Origin of the sequence: Ornithinimicrobium pekingense DSM 21552 (genome assembly GCF_000421185.1) — a bacterium.
Classification (GTDB): Bacteria; Actinomycetota; Actinomycetes; order Actinomycetales; family Dermatophilaceae; genus Ornithinicoccus; species Ornithinicoccus pekingensis.
This window is the reverse complement of the sequence record NZ_ATWJ01000009.1, coordinates 161,969-177,102: the sequence shown is the minus strand read 5'-3', so window position 1 is coordinate 177,102 and position 15,134 is coordinate 161,969. Positions and strand designations below refer to the sequence as shown.

14 protein-coding genes are annotated in these 15,134 nt (G+C 74.6%); 11 read left to right on the top strand and 3 right to left on the bottom strand.

The features are described from left to right. Positions 1 to 69: 69 nt before the first annotated feature. The gene (locus tag K330_RS20115) at positions 70 to 3,216 is read left to right on the top strand and encodes a DEAD/DEAH box helicase (RefSeq protein ID WP_022921371.1); all 3,147 of its coding nucleotides are present in this window, start codon (positions 70 to 72) and stop codon (positions 3,214 to 3,216) included. Positions 3,217 to 3,283: 67 nt separating this feature from the next. Here the strand turns inward: K330_RS20115 and K330_RS20110 are convergent, their stop codons facing one another. Then, entirely contained in the window at positions 3,284 to 3,931 is a 648-nt protein-coding gene (locus K330_RS20110) for a VOC family protein (RefSeq protein WP_022921370.1), read from the bottom strand. Between the two features lie 214 nt (positions 3,932 to 4,145). On the opposite strand from K330_RS20110, the gene pcaH reads away from it, so the two are divergent. From pcaH to K330_RS24535, 10 genes are all read left to right on the top strand, one after another. Then, a complete protein-coding gene (gene pcaH / locus K330_RS0108315) occupies positions 4,146 to 4,973 on the top strand; it encodes a protocatechuate 3,4-dioxygenase subunit beta (protein ID WP_022921369.1) in 828 nt (275 codons plus the stop codon). Further along, positions 4,970 to 5,581 carry a protocatechuate 3,4-dioxygenase subunit alpha gene (pcaG, locus tag K330_RS0108310; protein ID WP_022921368.1) on the top strand — a complete coding sequence of 204 codons (612 nt, stop codon included), beginning with the start codon at positions 4,970 to 4,972 and terminating at the stop codon, positions 5,579 to 5,581. Before pcaH ends, pcaG begins: the two co-directional genes overlap by 4 nt. A 22-nt stretch (positions 5,582 to 5,603) precedes the next feature. Next, on the top strand, positions 5,604 to 6,908 hold the full coding sequence (locus tag K330_RS20105) for a lyase family protein (protein ID WP_022921367.1): 1,305 nt from the start codon (positions 5,604 to 5,606) through the stop codon (positions 6,906 to 6,908). Continuing rightward, positions 6,905 to 7,744, top strand: a complete 840-nt coding sequence (locus tag K330_RS0108300) for an alpha/beta fold hydrolase (protein WP_029202467.1) — start codon at positions 6,905 to 6,907, stop codon at positions 7,742 to 7,744. The genes K330_RS20105 and K330_RS0108300 overlap by 4 nt, the downstream gene beginning before the upstream one ends. Then, on the top strand, positions 7,741 to 8,247 hold the full coding sequence (gene pcaC / locus K330_RS0108295) for a 4-carboxymuconolactone decarboxylase (protein ID WP_373288740.1): 507 nt from the start codon (positions 7,741 to 7,743) through the stop codon (positions 8,245 to 8,247). Before K330_RS0108300 ends, pcaC begins: the two co-directional genes overlap by 4 nt. After that, positions 8,244 to 9,026, top strand: coding sequence for an IclR family transcriptional regulator domain-containing protein (locus K330_RS0108290; protein ID WP_022921366.1), 783 nt, complete (start codon positions 8,244 to 8,246; stop codon positions 9,024 to 9,026). Before pcaC ends, K330_RS0108290 begins: the two co-directional genes overlap by 4 nt. A gap of 47 nt (positions 9,027 to 9,073) precedes the next feature. Continuing rightward, complete coding sequence (locus K330_RS0108285; RefSeq protein WP_022921365.1) at positions 9,074 to 10,270, top strand: 4-hydroxybenzoate 3-monooxygenase; 1,197 nt, start codon at positions 9,074 to 9,076, stop codon at positions 10,268 to 10,270. Between the two features lie 130 nt (positions 10,271 to 10,400). Then, entirely contained in the window at positions 10,401 to 11,033 is a 633-nt protein-coding gene (locus tag K330_RS20100; protein WP_308423436.1) for an acyl-CoA dehydrogenase family protein, read from the top strand. A gap of 229 nt (positions 11,034 to 11,262) precedes the next feature. Then, on the top strand, positions 11,263 to 12,042 hold the full coding sequence (gene ddaH, locus K330_RS0108275; protein WP_029202465.1) for a dimethylargininase: 780 nt from the start codon (positions 11,263 to 11,265) through the stop codon (positions 12,040 to 12,042). A gap of 11 nt (positions 12,043 to 12,053) precedes the next feature. Continuing rightward, complete coding sequence (locus tag K330_RS24535; RefSeq protein WP_022921363.1) at positions 12,054 to 12,788, top strand: tetratricopeptide repeat protein; 735 nt, start codon at positions 12,054 to 12,056, stop codon at positions 12,786 to 12,788. Positions 12,789 to 12,843: 55 nt separating this feature from the next. On the opposite strand, the gene K330_RS22620 is transcribed toward K330_RS24535, so the two are convergent. Together K330_RS22620 and K330_RS0108260 are read right to left on the bottom strand one after the other, a co-directional pair. Next, on the bottom strand, positions 12,844 to 14,277 hold the full coding sequence (locus K330_RS22620; protein WP_022921362.1) for an HNH endonuclease signature motif containing protein: 1,434 nt from the start codon (positions 14,275 to 14,277) through the stop codon (positions 12,844 to 12,846). 81 nt (positions 14,278 to 14,358) lie between these two features. Then, the gene (locus K330_RS0108260; protein ID WP_022921361.1) at positions 14,359 to 14,925 is read right to left on the bottom strand and encodes a DUF488 domain-containing protein; all 567 of its coding nucleotides are present in this window, start codon (positions 14,923 to 14,925) and stop codon (positions 14,359 to 14,361) included. Positions 14,926 to 15,134 lie beyond the last annotated feature (209 nt).

Here is a 15,134-nt window from a genome sequence, read left to right as displayed (position 1 = left end):
GGGGTATGCCGCGGAGGGCCGGGTGCGCACCCTGGTCGCACGCCCGGAGGCGAGCAGCTGCTGGCGACGGTGGCCGGCTCCGGGCGCCAGCTCTACCAGACGATCGTGCGGCGGCTCGGCGACGAGGGGTCCGACTGGGTGGGGCGGTGCAGCTGCCCGGTGTCGGTCGACTGCAAGCACGCCGCGGCGGTGGTGCTGGCGGCGCAGGAGCGGCTGGGGGCGGCCGGCGGGGACGGGACACCGGGCTGGGAGGCCGCGCTCGCCCCGCTGGTGCGGTCGGTCGCCTCCGCGCCGACCACGGGACGGCCGCCGGCGCAGCTGGGGCTGGAGGTCGGTGTGCGCCGCGGCCTGCCGAGCCGCGGCGAGAGCCTGGTGGTGCTCCTCCGACCCCTGCGGCAGGGGCGCAGCGGGCGGTGGGTCCGCACGGGGGTGCGCTGGCGCGACCTGTCCTCCCCGTGGGCGTCGCCCGACGTCGAGCCGGCCCAGCGGGCGGTGCTGGCCCAGCTGCACGCGGCCGCCCAGGGCCCGTCCTCCTACCACCTCTACGGCAGCGCCGACCTGCCCCTCGGGGAGGCCGGGCCGCTCGTCTGGCACCTGCTGCGCAGGTGCGCCGACGTGGGCGTGGAGCTCGTCGCCGGTGACGGGGTCGGGTCGGTCGCGCTGGCGGGTGCGGAGGTCGAGGTCGTGATCGACCTGGCCCGTGGTGACGACGGGGGGCTCACGCTGGCGCCGCGGCTCGTGCCGGTGGTGGACGACGAGGGGGACGAGCCGGTGGTGGTGCCGACCGCCTCGAGCCTGCACCTGGTGGGCCGACCGCCCCACGGCCTGGCGTCGCTGGGCCACGACGGCCACCTGGTGCTGCACCCGCTCCGCACGATGCTGACGGACGCCGTGGTGCCGCTGGTCGAGCGCGGGGAGCCGGTCCGTGTCCCGCCGGAGGACGTCGAGCGCTTCCTGACGCTCTACTACCCCGGCATCTCCCGTCAGCTCGGCCTCAGCTCGGTCGACGGCAGCGTGCCGGGGGTCGAGCGGTCCCGGCCACGGCTGCGGCTGGAGGTGACCCCCGAGGCGGGGCACGTGCTGCGACTGGCCTGGTCGTTCCGCTACTCGGTGCCCTCGGCCACCGGGGGAACCGTCTCGGCGACGGTGCCGCTCGAGCGCGGTCCGCAGGACCCGCCGCGCGACCACGCCGCCGAGGACGAGGCCGTCGCGGGGGCCGTGCCGCTCCTGCACTCCCTGCCGGCGCTGGTCGACGACCGCGGACGCACGCCCAGGCCCTACCCGCGGACCCGGCTGACCGGGCACCGGACGGCTCGCTTCGTCGCCGCGGTCCTGCCCCGCCTCGAGGCCAGCGAGCACGTCGAGGTGCAGGTGCTCGGCGACCTGGCCACCTACGGGGAGGCCGCCGAGGCCCCGGTGGTGACCCTGGAGACCTCGGAGGGGGAGGCGCAGGACTGGTTCGACCTGCACGTCACGGTGACCGTCGACGGCCAGGCGGTGCCGTTCGAGGAGCTCTTCGCCGCGCTGGCCCGGGGCGACGAGGTGATGCTGCTCGACTCCGGCACGTGGTTCCCGCTCGACGCCCCGGAGCTGCACCAGCTGCGCCGGCTGATCGACGAGGCCCGGGAGCTGGACGACCGCACCGGACCCGAGGGCACGGTGCGGCTCACGCCCTACCAGGCGGGCCTGTGGGAGGAGCTGGTGCGCCTGGGGGTGCCGGGGCGGCAGAGCGAGCGGTGGCAACGCTCGGTGGACTCCCTGCTGGCGCTCGGTGACGCCGACCGGGGCACGGTCGCCGCGCCGGAGGGGCTCGAGGCGCAGCTGCGTCCCTACCAGCTCGAGGGCTACCGGTGGCTGAGCGCCCTGTGGGACGCCGGGCTCGGCGGGGTGCTCGCCGACGACATGGGCCTGGGCAAGACCCTCCAGGCGCTGGCGACCGTGGTGCGGGGCGAGGCCCGGGGCGACCTGGCCGAGGGGCCGGTGCTCGTGGTCGCGCCGACCACGGTGGTCGCGACCTGGGCCGAGGAGGCCCAGCGCTTCGCTCCGGGCCTGAGGGTGGCGACGGTGACCGCCACCCAGCGGCGCCGGGGCACGGACCTGGCGACCGCCGTCGGCGGGGCGGACCTGGTGGTGACCTCCTACACCCTGCTGCGGCTGGAGGCCGAGCACTACCGGGCGCTGCCCTGGGCCGCGCTGTTCCTGGACGAGGCGCAGTTCGTCAAGAACCACCGGTCGGCGACCTACCAGGCGGTGCGGCGGGTCGGTGCCGTGCGCTCCTTCGTCATCACCGGCACCCCGCTGGAGAACAGCCTGATGGACCTGTGGTCGATGCTGTCGCTGGCCGCGCCGGGACTGTTCCCGCGGCCGGAGACCTTCACCCAGCGCTACCGCAGGCCGATCGAGGCCGGCGGCGCGCCGGAGGAGCTGGACCGGCTGCGTCGCCGGGTGCGCCCGTTCATGCTGCGGCGCACCAAGGCCGAGGTCGCCACCGAGCTTCCGGCCAAGACCGAGCAGACGCTGCACGTCGAGCTGCACCCGGCGCACCGGCGCGTCTATGACCGGCACCTGAACCGGGAGCGCCAGCGGGTCCTCGGCCTGCTGCAGGACATGGACAAGAACCGGATGGCCATCTTCCGCGCGCTGACCGCCCTGCGCCAGCTCGCGCTCGACCCGGCACTGGTGTCCGAGGAGCACGTCGGGCTGGCGACCTCGGCGAAGGTGGCCGCCCTGGTGCAGCAGCTGCAGGAGCTGGCGTCGGAGGGCCACCGGGCGCTGGTGTTCTCCAGCTTCACCGGCTTCCTGGCGCTGGTGCGCGCCGCCCTCGAGCACGCGGGGCTGACCTACTCCTACCTCGACGGCCGCACGAGGGACCGGGCTGCCAGGGTGGCGGCCTTCCGCGAGGGTGACGACCCGGTCTTCCTCATCAGCCTCAAGGCCGGGGGCTTCGGGCTGACCCTGACCGAGGCCGACTACGTCTTCGTGCTGGACCCGTGGTGGAACCCGGCGGCCGAGGCGCAGGCGGTGGACCGCACCCACCGCATCGGGCAGACCCGGCCGGTCAACGTCTACCGCATGGTGTCGACGGGCACGATCGAGGAGAAGGTCGTGGCGCTGCAGGAGCGCAAGCGCCAGCTCTTCGCGACGGTGGTCGACTCGGGAGAGCTCGGCTCGGGCACGATCACCGCCGAGGACATCCGCGGGCTGCTCGCCGACTGACCCCGGTCCCTGTCGGCCGCCCGCGCGCTCCCCGGGGGTCGCAGGAGCACCAGGCCCTCGGGCCGGGTCACAGAAGCACCTGACCCTCGGACCCGGTGAGGGTGGCGCGCAGCGAAGGTGCGGGCCCGGGCGCGACGGGCAGGTCGACGCCCAGCGCCCGGAGGACCCGTGCCGCCGTGACCGGGTCGGGGTGACGCAGCTCGAGCTCGTCCAGCTCCAGGGCCGGCTCGAGCGCGTCGCCGGGGTGGGCTCCGTCGCCCCAGTCGAGAAGGAACGGCTGCACGCCGCCCAGCCCCAGCGGTCGGGGTGCGGCCAGCCGCCAGGACAGGTGCTGCCCCGCGGCGGTCGTGCGCGAGGCCGGGACGGGACGGCCAGCGTCGACACCCGCCTCGCGGGCGCGGGAGACCGTGGCGTCCAGGTCGTCCGGGCGCACGGCCCAGCCCAGCATCCGGGGCTCGAACCCGGCACCCAGGGCGCCGAGGTGCAGCATCGTCGCCCCGGCGGGCACGTGCCGCTGGGCGGGGTCGGGGGCGAGCAGCTCGAGGTAGCAGCGGCGGCTGCCGCGCCAGGTGAGCCCGAGGAGGGCGTTGTGCGTGCCCATCCCCGGGTGGGAGCCGCCCGCGACCGGCTCGACCCCCGTCCGCCCGGCGAGGTCGCGGACGGCGCGGCCCAGCTCGGGCACCGCCAGCACCAGGTGGTCGAGCTCGGCTGTCATGACGGCATCCTGACGTCTCGGCCCCTCTGTCGCCCACCCGTGCCGCTCGGCGTGCTCTGCGGGGTGTCGGCGCTCATGGCGCTCAGCGTTGCCGCGGCCGGACGCGACCGCGTGATCGCCTGAGCCCGCACCCCATACCCGTGTGACCGACGTCACCCGGTGTTCGTCCTGCGAACGTCTAGTCAACATGCGAACACGTCGCTACTGTGGGCCCATGGCAGTCAACGACGACGTCACGAGGGCCGACGAGCGGGGGAGCCAGGCGCCTGCGCCCGCGCCGCTCGACGTGCCCGTCGCGACCCAGCACGAGATCGACGACGAGATGGCCGCTGCGCAGGAGGCGGCGCCCGCCGGGCTGCGCCAGCCGCTCGTCGACTTCCGCCCCTACCGCAGCTCCGAGCTGCGCCACCCCACCAAGGACCTCCGGCACGCCGACCCGGAGGAGATCGAGCTCTTCGCGCCCGTCTTCGGCCACCGCGACGTCGACCCGATCGAGGCGGACCTGACCCTCAACCCCGGTGGTGAGCCGATCGGTGAGCGGATCCGGATCCGTGGCCGGGTCCTCGACGGCGACGGCCGCCCGGTGGCGGGCCAGCTCGTCGAGATCTGGCAGGCCAACGCCGCGGGGCGCTACGTGCACAAGCGCGACCAGCACCCGGCACCGCTCGACCCCAGCTTCCTGGGCGTCGGGCGGGCGATCACCGGCCCCGACGGCGGCTACGAGTTCGTCACGATCAAGCCGGGTCCCTACCCGTGGAAGAACCACCAGAACGCCTGGCGCCCCGCCCACGTGCACTTCTCGCTCTTCGGCACGGAGTTCACCCAGCGCATGGTCACCCAGATGTACTTCCCCGGCGATCCGCTCTTCGCGCTGGACCCGATCTACCAGGCGATCACCGACCAGCGGGCCCGCGACCGCCTCGTGTCGGTCTACGACCACGACGTCTCCGAGCACGAGTGGCTGCTGGGCTACCGGTGGGACATCGTCCTGACCGGGACGCACAGCACGCCGATGGAGCCCGAGGAGGGTGAGCACGCATGACCACGCCCGAGCCCACCGACCGCAGCGGCGAAATCGCGAACGCCTCCGGCGACCTTGTGCCCACCCCCGGGCAGACCGTGGGGCCGTTCTTCGGCTTCGCCCTGCCCTACGAGCGAGGGCACGAGCTGGTGCCTCCCACCACCCCGGGGGCGATCCGGTTTCACGGCACCGTCTACGACGGCGCCGGCGACCCCGTGCCCGACGCCCTGGTCGAGATCACCCAGGCGGACGCCGACGGCAGGGTCCACGGTGCCGAGGGCACCCTCGCCCGGGACGGTATGACGTGGAGCGGCTGGGGCCGCTGCGCGACCACCCGCGCCGGGACCTACTCCTTCACCACCGTCGAGCCGGGCGCCGTCGACGGCCGGGCCGCCTTCTTCGCGGTCACCGTCTTTGCCCGCGGCCTGCTCAACCGGCTGTTCACCCGCGCCTACGTGCCCGGCGACGATGCCGCCCTCGCGGCCGACCCGCTCCTGTCCGGCCTCGACGAGGTGGCCCGGCGCAGCCTCGTCGCCGTCCGGGAGGACGACGGTTCCCTGCGCTTCGACATCCGGCTGCAGGGCGAGGACGAGACGGTCTTCCTGACCTATCCCCGGCACGAGCCGTGAGCGGGACCGCGGTGGTTCGCCGATGACGGCGACGGGGGTGCACGGTCTGCTCGACCCCGGCGCCGCGTACGGCTTCGCGCTGGCCGGGGACGCCGCGGTGCTCGCCGCGATGGTGCGTGCCGAGCTCGCCTGGGTGCGTGCCCTGGCCGATGCCGGCCGGGCGCCCGCGGAGCTGCCCGACGCCCTGGCCGCAGCGGTGTCCGTCGACCCCCTCGACCTCGTCTCCGTCGCGGACCGCGCCGCAGAGGGCGGCAACCCGGTGATCCCCGTCGTCGACGACCTGCGCGCCCGGGCCGGGGGGGAGCGGGCGGCGAGGTTCGTCCACCGGGGACTCACCAGCCAGGACGTCCTGGACACCGCGCTGATGCTGGTCGCGGCCGACACCCTCGACGACGTGGCCGCCTCGCTGGTGCGCGCCGGTGACGCGCTCGCGGTGCACGCCGAGGCGCACGCCGGCAGCGTGATGATGGGACGGACGCTCACCCAGCACGCGGTGCCGGTCACCTTCGGCCTGCGGGCCGCCCAGTGGCTGGCGTCCGTGCACGACGCCCTGCGCGACGTCCACGAGTGCCGGGCGGCGCTGCCGGTGCAGTGCGGAGGTGCGGCGGGCACGCGGGCCGGCGTGCTGGTGGCCGGTGCGACGCACGTCGAGGCCGACGACACGGCGCGGCCCACGGGCACGGGAAGCGGTGGGGAGGGTCTCGACCTCCCGGGGCGCTGGGGGGAGCTCGTCGGTCTGTCTGCGCCGTCGCTGCCCTGGCACACGCGGCGGCGCCCGGTGACCCGGCTCGGCGACACCCTCTCTGCGGTCCTGTCCGCCGTGGGCCATGTCGCCACCGACGTCACGACCCTGTCCCGACCGGAGATCGGTGAGCTCTCCGAGGGGCTGGCCGCAGGCGAGGGGCGGTCGTCGACCATGCCGCACAAGCGCAATCCCGTGCGCGCGGTGCTCGTGCGGGCCTCGGCGGTGCAGGCAGGGCCGCTGGCCGGCACGCTGCACCAGTGCGCCGCGCTCACCGTGGACGAGCGGCCCGACGGCGCCTGGCACGCCGAGTGGCCCACCCTGCAGCGCCTCCTGTGCCTCGCCGCGACCGCTGCCGACCAGACCGCAGCGCTTGCCGAGGGCCTCCAGGTGCACGCCGACGTGATGCGCCGACGGGTCGAGGAGGCGGGGGGCCTGGCGCTGTCCGAGTGGCGCGGCCTGGTCCGGGACCTGCCCGGTGCCCCGCAGCCGCCCCGCGGGGCCCGCGCGGGGGACTACCTCGGGGACTCCGGGCCGATGACCGACGAGACGATCCGCCGCTGGCGGGAGAGGACCCCACGATGACCGCGCCCGACCGCACGACGTCCACCCCGACGCTCCGGGGCCACTGGCTGACGCCCGACCGGGGACGCCCCCTGCTGGTCGTCGGTCCGTCGCTGGGCACGGGTGTCGTCGCCCTCTGGGACGACTGCGCCCGGGTCGTCAGCCGGTCCGCGGACGTCGAGGTGGACGTGCTCGGCTGGGACCTGCCGGGGCACGGCGGCTCAGACCCCTTCGACGAGCCCTTCGGCCTGGAGGACCTGGCTGAGGGAGTGGTGGCCCTGGTGGAGCGCGCCCGTCCCGGCGCAGACTTCGTGCACGCCGGTGTCAGCGTCGCCGGTGCCGTGGGGCTGGCGCTGGCCGCCGGCCACGGCAGCACGACGGACGGGTCGGGCCGTGGCCGGGTGCGCGGCAGCGCGGTCATCTGCTCCGGCGCCAAGATCGGCACCGCGGACGGGTGGGCCGAGCGGGCCGACCTCGTCCGCCGCGCCGGCACCCCGGTGATGGTCGAGGGGTCGGCGCAGCGCTGGTTCGCACCCGGCTTCATCGAGCGCGAGCCGCGCACCGCCACCGCGCTGCTGACGACCCTGCAGCACGCCGACAAGGACAGCTACGCCCGCGTGTGCGATGCGCTGGGACGAGCCGACCTGCGCCCGGACCTCGCGGGCATCCCCGTGCCCGTCCTGGTGATGGGCGGGCGGCACGACGCCGTCGTCGACCCGGAGTCCCAGCAGGAGCTCGCAGCCCGGATCCCGGACGCCTCGCTGGTCATCGTCGAGGACGCCGCCCACCTGGCACCCGCCGAGAGCCCGACCGAGGTCGGCGAGGTCCTCGCGTCCTGGATGGCGGGCCTGCGGTGAACGCCGTCCCCGGTGGTGAGCCGACGCAGACCCAGCTCCCGGTCGAGGAGCAGCCCGCCGCCCCCGGCGAGGGGTTGACCGGGCCGGGCGTGACCGCGGGCCAGCGCCACGATGCCGGCATGACCGTGCGCCGGCAGGTGCTCTCCGACGAGCACATCGACCGCGCCGAGAGTCGCAAGACCGCCTTCACGGCCGACTTCCAGGACCTCATCACACGCTACGCCTGGGGCGAGATCTGGACGCGTCCCGGCCTGGACCGGCGCACCCGCAGCGCGATCACGCTCACCGCGCTCGTCGCCCGGGGGCACTGGGGCGAGCTGGAGATGCACGTGCGCGCCGCCCGCCGCAACGGTCTGACCTTCGAGGAGATCGGGGAGGTGCTGCTGCAGTCGGCCATCTACTGCGGCGTGCCCGACGCCAACCACGCCTTCGCCGTCGCCCAGCGGGTGATGGAGGAGGAGACCGCCGGCGGCCCCGAACCGGGCGCGCAGGAGGAGCCGTGAGCGCCGCGCCGCAGCACGCCGCAGGAGGGGAGTTCGTCCAGTCGCTGGCCCGCGGCCTGGACGTCATCACCGCCTTCGACGCCGAGCACCGTGAGCTGACGCTCAGCGAGGTGGCCCAGCGCACAGGCCTCAACCGTGCGACGGCCCGCCGGTTCCTGCACACCCTCCTCGCCCTGGGGTATGTGCGTGCGGACGGCCAGCGCTTCGCGCTCACCCCGCGCGTGATGCGGCTCGGCTACGCCTTCGTGGCCGGCCTGCCGCTGTCGGAGATCGCCCAGCCTCACCTCAAGACCCTCTCGGCCCGGCTGGGGGAGTCCACGTCGGTCAGCGTGCTCGACGGCCCCGACATCCTCTACGTCGTGCGGGTCCCGACGCACCGCATCATGAGCACGCCCATCCCCGTCGGCACCCGCTTCCCGGCCTACGCGACGTCGATGGGCAAGGTGCTGCTGGCGGCGCTTCCGCCCGAGGAGCTCGACGCCTACCTGGCGACGACGCGGCTGCAGCCGCTCACGCCCTTCACGACGACCGACGAGCCGGAGCTGCGGGCCGAGCTGGCCCGTGCGCGCGAGCAGGGGTATGCCGTGAACGACCAGCAGCTCGCGCTCGGCCTGCGCAGCATCGCCGTCCCCCTGAGGGACCGCGGGCGCGTGGTCGCCGCCGCCAACTGCTCCATGCCCGTGCACGCAGGTCGGACCCCCTGGAACGACGAGGACGTCCTCGACGGCCTGCGCACCGCCGTCGCCCGCATCGAGGAGGAGCTCGCCCTCGGCGGCTGACCCCCCCACATGCCCACCCCTCGTCCCACCAGAAGGAGACCCCCGAGATGACCGAGGTCACCCGCAGCCGCACCACCGTCGGCATCGTGGGCGGAGGCCCCGCCGGATTGATGCTGTCCCACCTGCTGCACCGCGACGGGATCGACAGCGTCGTGATCGACATCCGCACCCGCGAGGAGATCGAGCACACCCACCGCGCGGGGATCCTCGAGGCGGGCAGCGTCGACCTTCTCGTCGACCAGGGGGTCAGCGACCGCGTCCACCGGGACGGCTACCGGCACGAGGGGATCGAGCTGCGGTTCGGCGGCCGGGGGCACCGCATCGACTTCGAGCGGCTCGTGGGGGAGGCGGTCTGGCTCTACCCGCAGACCGACGTCTTCATCGACCTTGCGGGCGCGCGGGAGCGTGACGGCGGCACCGTCCACTTCGGGGTCACGGAACCGGTCGTCGAGGGGGTCACGACGCCGACGCCGACCCTGCGCTTCACCGACGCGCAGGGGGAGCAGCACGAGCTGGCGTGCGACTACGTGGTCGGCTCGGACGGGTCGCGGTCCATGTGCCGCGGGCTGGTGCCCGCAGACGTGGCGCGGCACCACTTCCGCGAGTACCCCTTCGCCTGGTTCGGGATCATGACCGAGGCGCCGATGAGCGCCCCCGAGCTCATCTACGCCCACAGCCCGCAGGGTTTCGCCCTCATCAGCCAGCGCACGGAGACGCTGCAGCGGATGTACTTCCAGTGCGACCCGCAGGACGACCCCGGCAACTGGACCGACGACCGCGTCTGGGACCAGCTGACCCGCCGCACCGCCGGTGACGGGTTCGAGCTCCGGCAGGGGCCGATCACCGAGAAGGTCGTGCTGCGCTTCCGCTCCTTCGTCTGTGAGCCGATGCGCCACGGCAACCTCTTCCTGGCCGGGGACGCCGCCCACACCGTGCCGCCGACCGGTGCCAAGGGGCTCAACCTGGCGCTGATGGACGTCAAGGTCCTGGCCGAGGTGCTGCGGCGCGCCGTCCGGGGCGGCGAGCACTCCGCCCTGGACGAGTACTCCCCCCGCGCCCTGGAGCGCGTGTGGAAGGCCCAGCACTTCTCCTACTGGATGAGCTCGATGCTGCACACCCTGCCGGGGGAGTTCCACGCCTTCGACGCCGCGCGGCAGGTCGGCGAGCTGACCTCGCTGGTGCAGTCGCAGGCGGGCAGCCGCTACCTGGCGGAGGGTTACACCGGCTGGCCCTCGCAGAGCTGAGGCATGCCCCGCCGTGGCCGGTGGGCGATGACCACGCGGGCCCGGCGGGACGGCACCGACTGGGTCCTGCGGGGCCACCAAGCGGTGGATCACCAACGCCGGTGTCGCCGGGGTCTACGTGCTCTTCGCCGTGACCGACCCCGACGCGGGCTCGCGCGGCATCTCAGCCTTCGTCGTCGAGGCGGGCGACGAGGGCCTCGGTTTCGGCGCGCCGGAGCGCAAGATGGGGCTGAGGGGGTCGCCCACCTGCGAGGTCACCCTCGACGACGTGCGGGTCCCGGCCGACCGTCTCCTCGGCAAGGAGGGCCAGGGGCTGCGGATCGCGCTCGGCACCCTCGACCGGACCCGGGCCGTCGTCGCCGGCCAGGCGGTCGGCATCGCCCAGGGTGCGCTGGACGCCGCCGTCACCTACACGAAGGAGCGCCGGCAGTTCGGTCAGCCGGTCGCGCAGTTCCAGGGTGTGCAGTTCATGCTCGCCGACATGGAGACGGGCGTCCGGGCCTCCCGGCTCCTGGCGTATGCCGCCGCCGAGGCGGCGGAGGCAGGTGTCCCCGACCTGTCGCTGGCGGGCGCCGCCGCGAAGTGCTTCGCCTCCGACACGGCGATGCGGGTGACCACCGACGCGGTGCAGCTGCTCGGGGGAGCGGGCTACACCCGCGACCTCCCCGTCGAGCGCATGATGCGCGACGCCAAGATCACCCAGATCTACGAGGGGACCAACCAGATCCAGCGGGTCGTCATCGCCCGCGCCCTCACGCGCTGAGGGTGGCGGAGGCGGCCGACGGGTGCCTGTCGGGCCCACGCGTGTGCCACGGTGAGCGCGTGGAGCAACGCGGGGCGGCTGCACCGGCTACGTCGCCGACCCAGACGGGTTCCGCCGGGAGTTACCGGGAACCCGGGGCCAATCTGTGTCCGGGCGCTCCCGTGAGACCGGTGCCGTGCGCCGCGGCGTAACGTCATACCCGAGGACCTGACCGGTGGAGGACCGTGAGATGACCATCCCCAGAGCGCTCGTGCGCCGCCCCAGCCCGCGCCTGCCCGAGGGGCTCGTCACACACATCGACCGGTCACCCGTCGACCTCGACCTGGCGGTGCGGCAGTGGGAGGGCTACGCCGCGGCGCTGCAGGACGCAGGCTGGACGACCGTCGAGGTGGAGCCGGCCGAGGACTGCCCGGACAGCGTGTTCGTCGAGGACACCGTGGTGGTCTACGGAAGCGTGGCGGTGCTGGCCAACCCGGGTGCGCCGGAGCGTCGCCCGGAGGTCGCCGGCACCGCGGAGGTGCTCGAGGAGCACGGGTACACGCTGGTGGAGATCGAGGCACCCGGGACCCTGGACGGGGGAGACGTGCTCAAGCACGGCGGCACCGTGTGGGTGGGCGTCGGGGGACGCACCGACGTCGAGGGGGCGAGCCAGCTGCGCGCCCATCTGGAGCCGCTCGGCGCGGACGTCCGCACGGTGCCGCAGACGCGGGTCCTGCATCTCAAGAGCGCCGTGACGGCCCTGCCGGACGGGACCGTCGTCGGCCACGAGCCCCTGGTGCAGGACCCTTCGGTCTGGGGTGAGCGATTCCTGGCGGTGCCCGAGGAGTCCGGGGCGCACGTCGTCCTCCTCGGCGGGGACCGCGTCCTCATGGCCGCCGACGCCCCACGCTCGGCGCGGCGGTTCCGCGAGCGGGGCCTGGAGGTGGTCGAGGTCGACATCTCGGAGTTCGAGAAGCTCGAGGGCTGCGTCACCTGCCTGTCGGTGCGACTGCGGTCGCTTCCCGGGTAACGTCGACCCCCATGGGCATCGGGGCGCAGCTGCGGGAACTCTGGGACTTCGACGACCCGGCCGGCAGCGAGCAACGCTTCCGGGAGGCGGCCGAGGAGGCCGGCGGCCCTGTCGCGCGGGAGCGGGCGCTCACCCAGGTGGCGCGAGCCCTCGGGCTCCAGGACCGTTTCGGCGAGGCGCACGCGGTGCTCGACGGGCTGGTCTGCGACGACGCGGAGGTGGGGGCGCGCCGCGAGCTCGAGCGCGGACGGCTGCTGCGCTCCTCGGGGGACGACGACGCGGCGCTGCCGTGCTTCGAGGCAGCTGCCGACCGGGCCAGGGGAGCCGGGCTGGAGGAGCTGCACGTCGACGCCCTGCACATGCTGGCCCTGGTGTTGCCCCGCGAGAAGCGGCTCGCAGCCACCGAGGAGGCGCTGGCGTTCGCGCGGGCCGCCGAGGACCGTGGTGCCCGGGACTGGGACGCGTCCCTGCTCAACAACCTGGGGCTGATCCACGCCGACGACGGGGACTTCGAGCAGGCGCTGGAGATCTTCGAGGATGCACTCGTCGCTCGGGAACGCATCGGGGACCCGTCCACGACGCGGATCGCGCGATGGATGGTCGCCTGGGCGCTGCGCAACCTCGGACGCACAGCGGAGGCACTGCACATGCAGCGCGAGCTCAAGGCCGAGATCGAGGCGGCCGGCCAGAGTGACGGCTTCGTGGACGAGGAGATCCGGCTGCTCGAGGGGCAGCTGCCGGCGTAGCGTCGAGACATGCTGGTGCGCCCGGCCGGAGCGGCCGGGCTGCGGGGCGGGGCAGTCAGACGTGCCAGACGACCACCGAGCCGGCGACCGTCGCGGTGAGGTCCTTGTCGTGCACGAGGGTGTGGTGGCGCGGACAGAGCAGGACCAGGTTGAGGAGGTCGGTGCCGCCGTGGCGTGACCACCACAGCACGTGATGGGCGTCGCACCAGGTCCCGGGCACGCTGCACCCCGGGTAGGTGCAGGACCCGTCGCGGACCATGAGCGCCTTGAACTGCCCCGGTGTGGCCAACCGCACGGTGCGCCCCAGGTCGAGCGGCTCGCCGTGCTCGCCGAGCACGATCGGCGTCACGTCGCCGATGCAGGCGAACCGACCGGCCTGCGCCGCGTCGAGCACCTGGCCCGTGGCCGTGAACGCTGCGCCGGTGGGACACCCGGTCTGCGGGTCGGCCCTGAGGGTGAGCATGACCGACGCCCGGGCGCTCGACGGTGGTGCGCCGGGGTTGCCCAGGCCCCGGTTCAGGACTGCCAGGTGCGCGTCGTAGCGCCGGTTGGCGGCCGAACGATCGTCCGGCGAGCCGTCCTCCGCGGGGACCGGGCGTGCCAGCGGGCCGTTGTGGATGCCGTCGAACAGGGCGGCGTCGGGCTCCGGGACGTCGACGGTGTAACGGACCATGCCCTGGCCCAGCGGGCGACGGGTGATGCAGCGCTGCTGCTGGGCGGTCTGCCCGGACTCGTCCTCCGGCTTGTCGTCGAGCAGGTCGACCAGCAGCTTTGTGCAGACCTTGCCCAGGTCGGCGTCGCTGATCTGCGCGTTCGTCGCGGCATCGGTCGCGATGGCCGCGTAGGCCTCCTGCTGGTCGACGTCCAGCGAGGACGCCAGGCGGGTGATCGTGCGGGCGACCCTGGCGGCCCGGTGCAGCCCCGTACGGCCCTCCAGCAGCGCCTCGGCCAGCGGTGCGCCCCAGTGGGTGTCGGCCGCCCTCACCATCGCCAGCAGGTGGCCTGCCTGCGCGGGGGAGAGCCACGGGCAGTGCACCTTCAGCCAGTCCACCAGCGACAGGCCGACCTCGGTGTGCAGGCCGCGGCCGGCTGCTTCCCGCGCCAGCCTGAAGGCCACGGCGTCCAGCGCGACCCGGGCCCGGCCTGCGGCCTCCAGCGCCTCGACCACGTCGGCGTCCAGCACCCGAGCGAGCTCGTCGGCGCCCAGGCCGGCGCGACCCAGGCCGCGCGTGGCCGTCGCCAGGCCGCCGGCGAGCTCCTCGGCCGCGAGCCGGTCGGGGTCGTGCGGCTCCAGCGCCGCCACCATGTCCTCGAAACGCGCCCAGGACTCCGCGCTGTGCGGGTCGTGCTCGGGGCCGAGCGTCGCCCACTGCGCCTCGAGCACCGCCTCGACGTCCGCAGCCTCGGCCGCGGTCACCGGCTCGAGCACGAGGTCAGCGACGTCCAGGACCCTGTCCTCGCCCCCGCCCCAGGTGCTCGTGCGCGACATACCCCGACCCCACCATCCACCACCGACAGACCCGTCGCGGACCACCTTGGCCTGCGGCGACCTGACCGCCGAGGTGCTCCGTCACGAGTCGCCCGGCCCCGGCGGGCCGTCCCACACCAACCGCCCGTCCTCACCCGCGCGCGCACCGTCGCTCACGGTGTGCGGCGTGAGCCGGCCGTCGTGCATGAGGTGCAGGACGGGCACGTCCTGCTCGGCGAGCACCACGTCGGCGACCAGGCGACGGTGGCAGCGCCACCACACCGACTCCGAGCACATCACCGCGGTGCGGGCGGCGCGGACGTCGTCGAGCAGCCGCTCGAGCCCCGCGCGGAAGTCCGGCGTGCGGGTCCAGGCCGCGTAGGCACGGAACTGTGCGACCCGCCACCAGCTGTCCGGCCCTGGCTCGTCCGGCGCCAGCCGGCGGCGTCCTCCGAGCCGTTCGTCCCAGCGGTAGTCGACGCCGCGGTCGGCGGCCATGTCCTCCAGCGCGGGCCGCTTGGCCGCGGGGTTGGTCCGGCTGCCGGGGAAGCGGCGCACGTCCACGAGCCGACGGACACCCGCGTCCTGCAGCAGGGCGCCCAGCCCGTCGCTGTCGAGGGTGCCGTGCCCGACGGTGACGAGCACGGGGTGCTCACGCGCCGCGTCCATCAGGGCGCGCTGGGGCCCCGGGTCGCCCGGCGGCTCTTCGGCTCCGTCGCCCCGCCGGTCCTCGGCTCCTCCCGTCCCGTCGCCGGGGGCGGCGTCGGGTCGTCCTCGGGTGCCGGTACGGGCTCCTGGGTGCGGGGCGTGGCCTTCTTCGCGGTCCGCTTCGCGGTCGTCTTCCTCGGTGGGGCCTTGGTGGCCGCCTTCGTGGCCGC

What these genes read in the sequence shown, in the direction of transcription:
- K330_RS20110 (WP_022921370.1), bottom strand. Translation starts at nt 3,931, where the DNA reads ATGACAGCCGAGCTCGACCACCTGGTGCTGGCGGTGCCCGAGCTGGGC.
- pcaH (WP_022921369.1), top strand. Translation starts at nt 4,146, where the DNA reads ATGGCAGTCAACGACGACGTCACGAGGGCCGACGAGCGGGGGAGCCAG.
- pcaG (WP_022921368.1), top strand. Translation starts at nt 4,970, where the DNA reads ATGACCACGCCCGAGCCCACCGACCGCAGCGGCGAAATCGCGAACGCC.
- K330_RS20105 (WP_022921367.1), top strand. Translation starts at nt 5,604, where the DNA reads ATGACGGCGACGGGGGTGCACGGTCTGCTCGACCCCGGCGCCGCGTAC.
- K330_RS0108300 (WP_029202467.1), top strand. Translation starts at nt 6,905, where the DNA reads ATGACCGCGCCCGACCGCACGACGTCCACCCCGACGCTCCGGGGCCAC.
- K330_RS0108285 (WP_022921365.1), top strand. Translation starts at nt 9,074, where the DNA reads ATGACCGAGGTCACCCGCAGCCGCACCACCGTCGGCATCGTGGGCGGA.
- ddaH (WP_029202465.1), top strand. Translation starts at nt 11,263, where the DNA reads ATGACCATCCCCAGAGCGCTCGTGCGCCGCCCCAGCCCGCGCCTGCCC.
- K330_RS24535 (WP_022921363.1), top strand. Translation starts at nt 12,054, where the DNA reads ATGGGCATCGGGGCGCAGCTGCGGGAACTCTGGGACTTCGACGACCCG.
- K330_RS22620 (WP_022921362.1), bottom strand. Translation starts at nt 14,277, where the DNA reads ATGTCGCGCACGAGCACCTGGGGCGGGGGCGAGGACAGGGTCCTGGAC.
- K330_RS0108260 (WP_022921361.1), bottom strand. Translation starts at nt 14,925, where the DNA reads ATGGACGCGGCGCGTGAGCACCCCGTGCTCGTCACCGTCGGGCACGGC.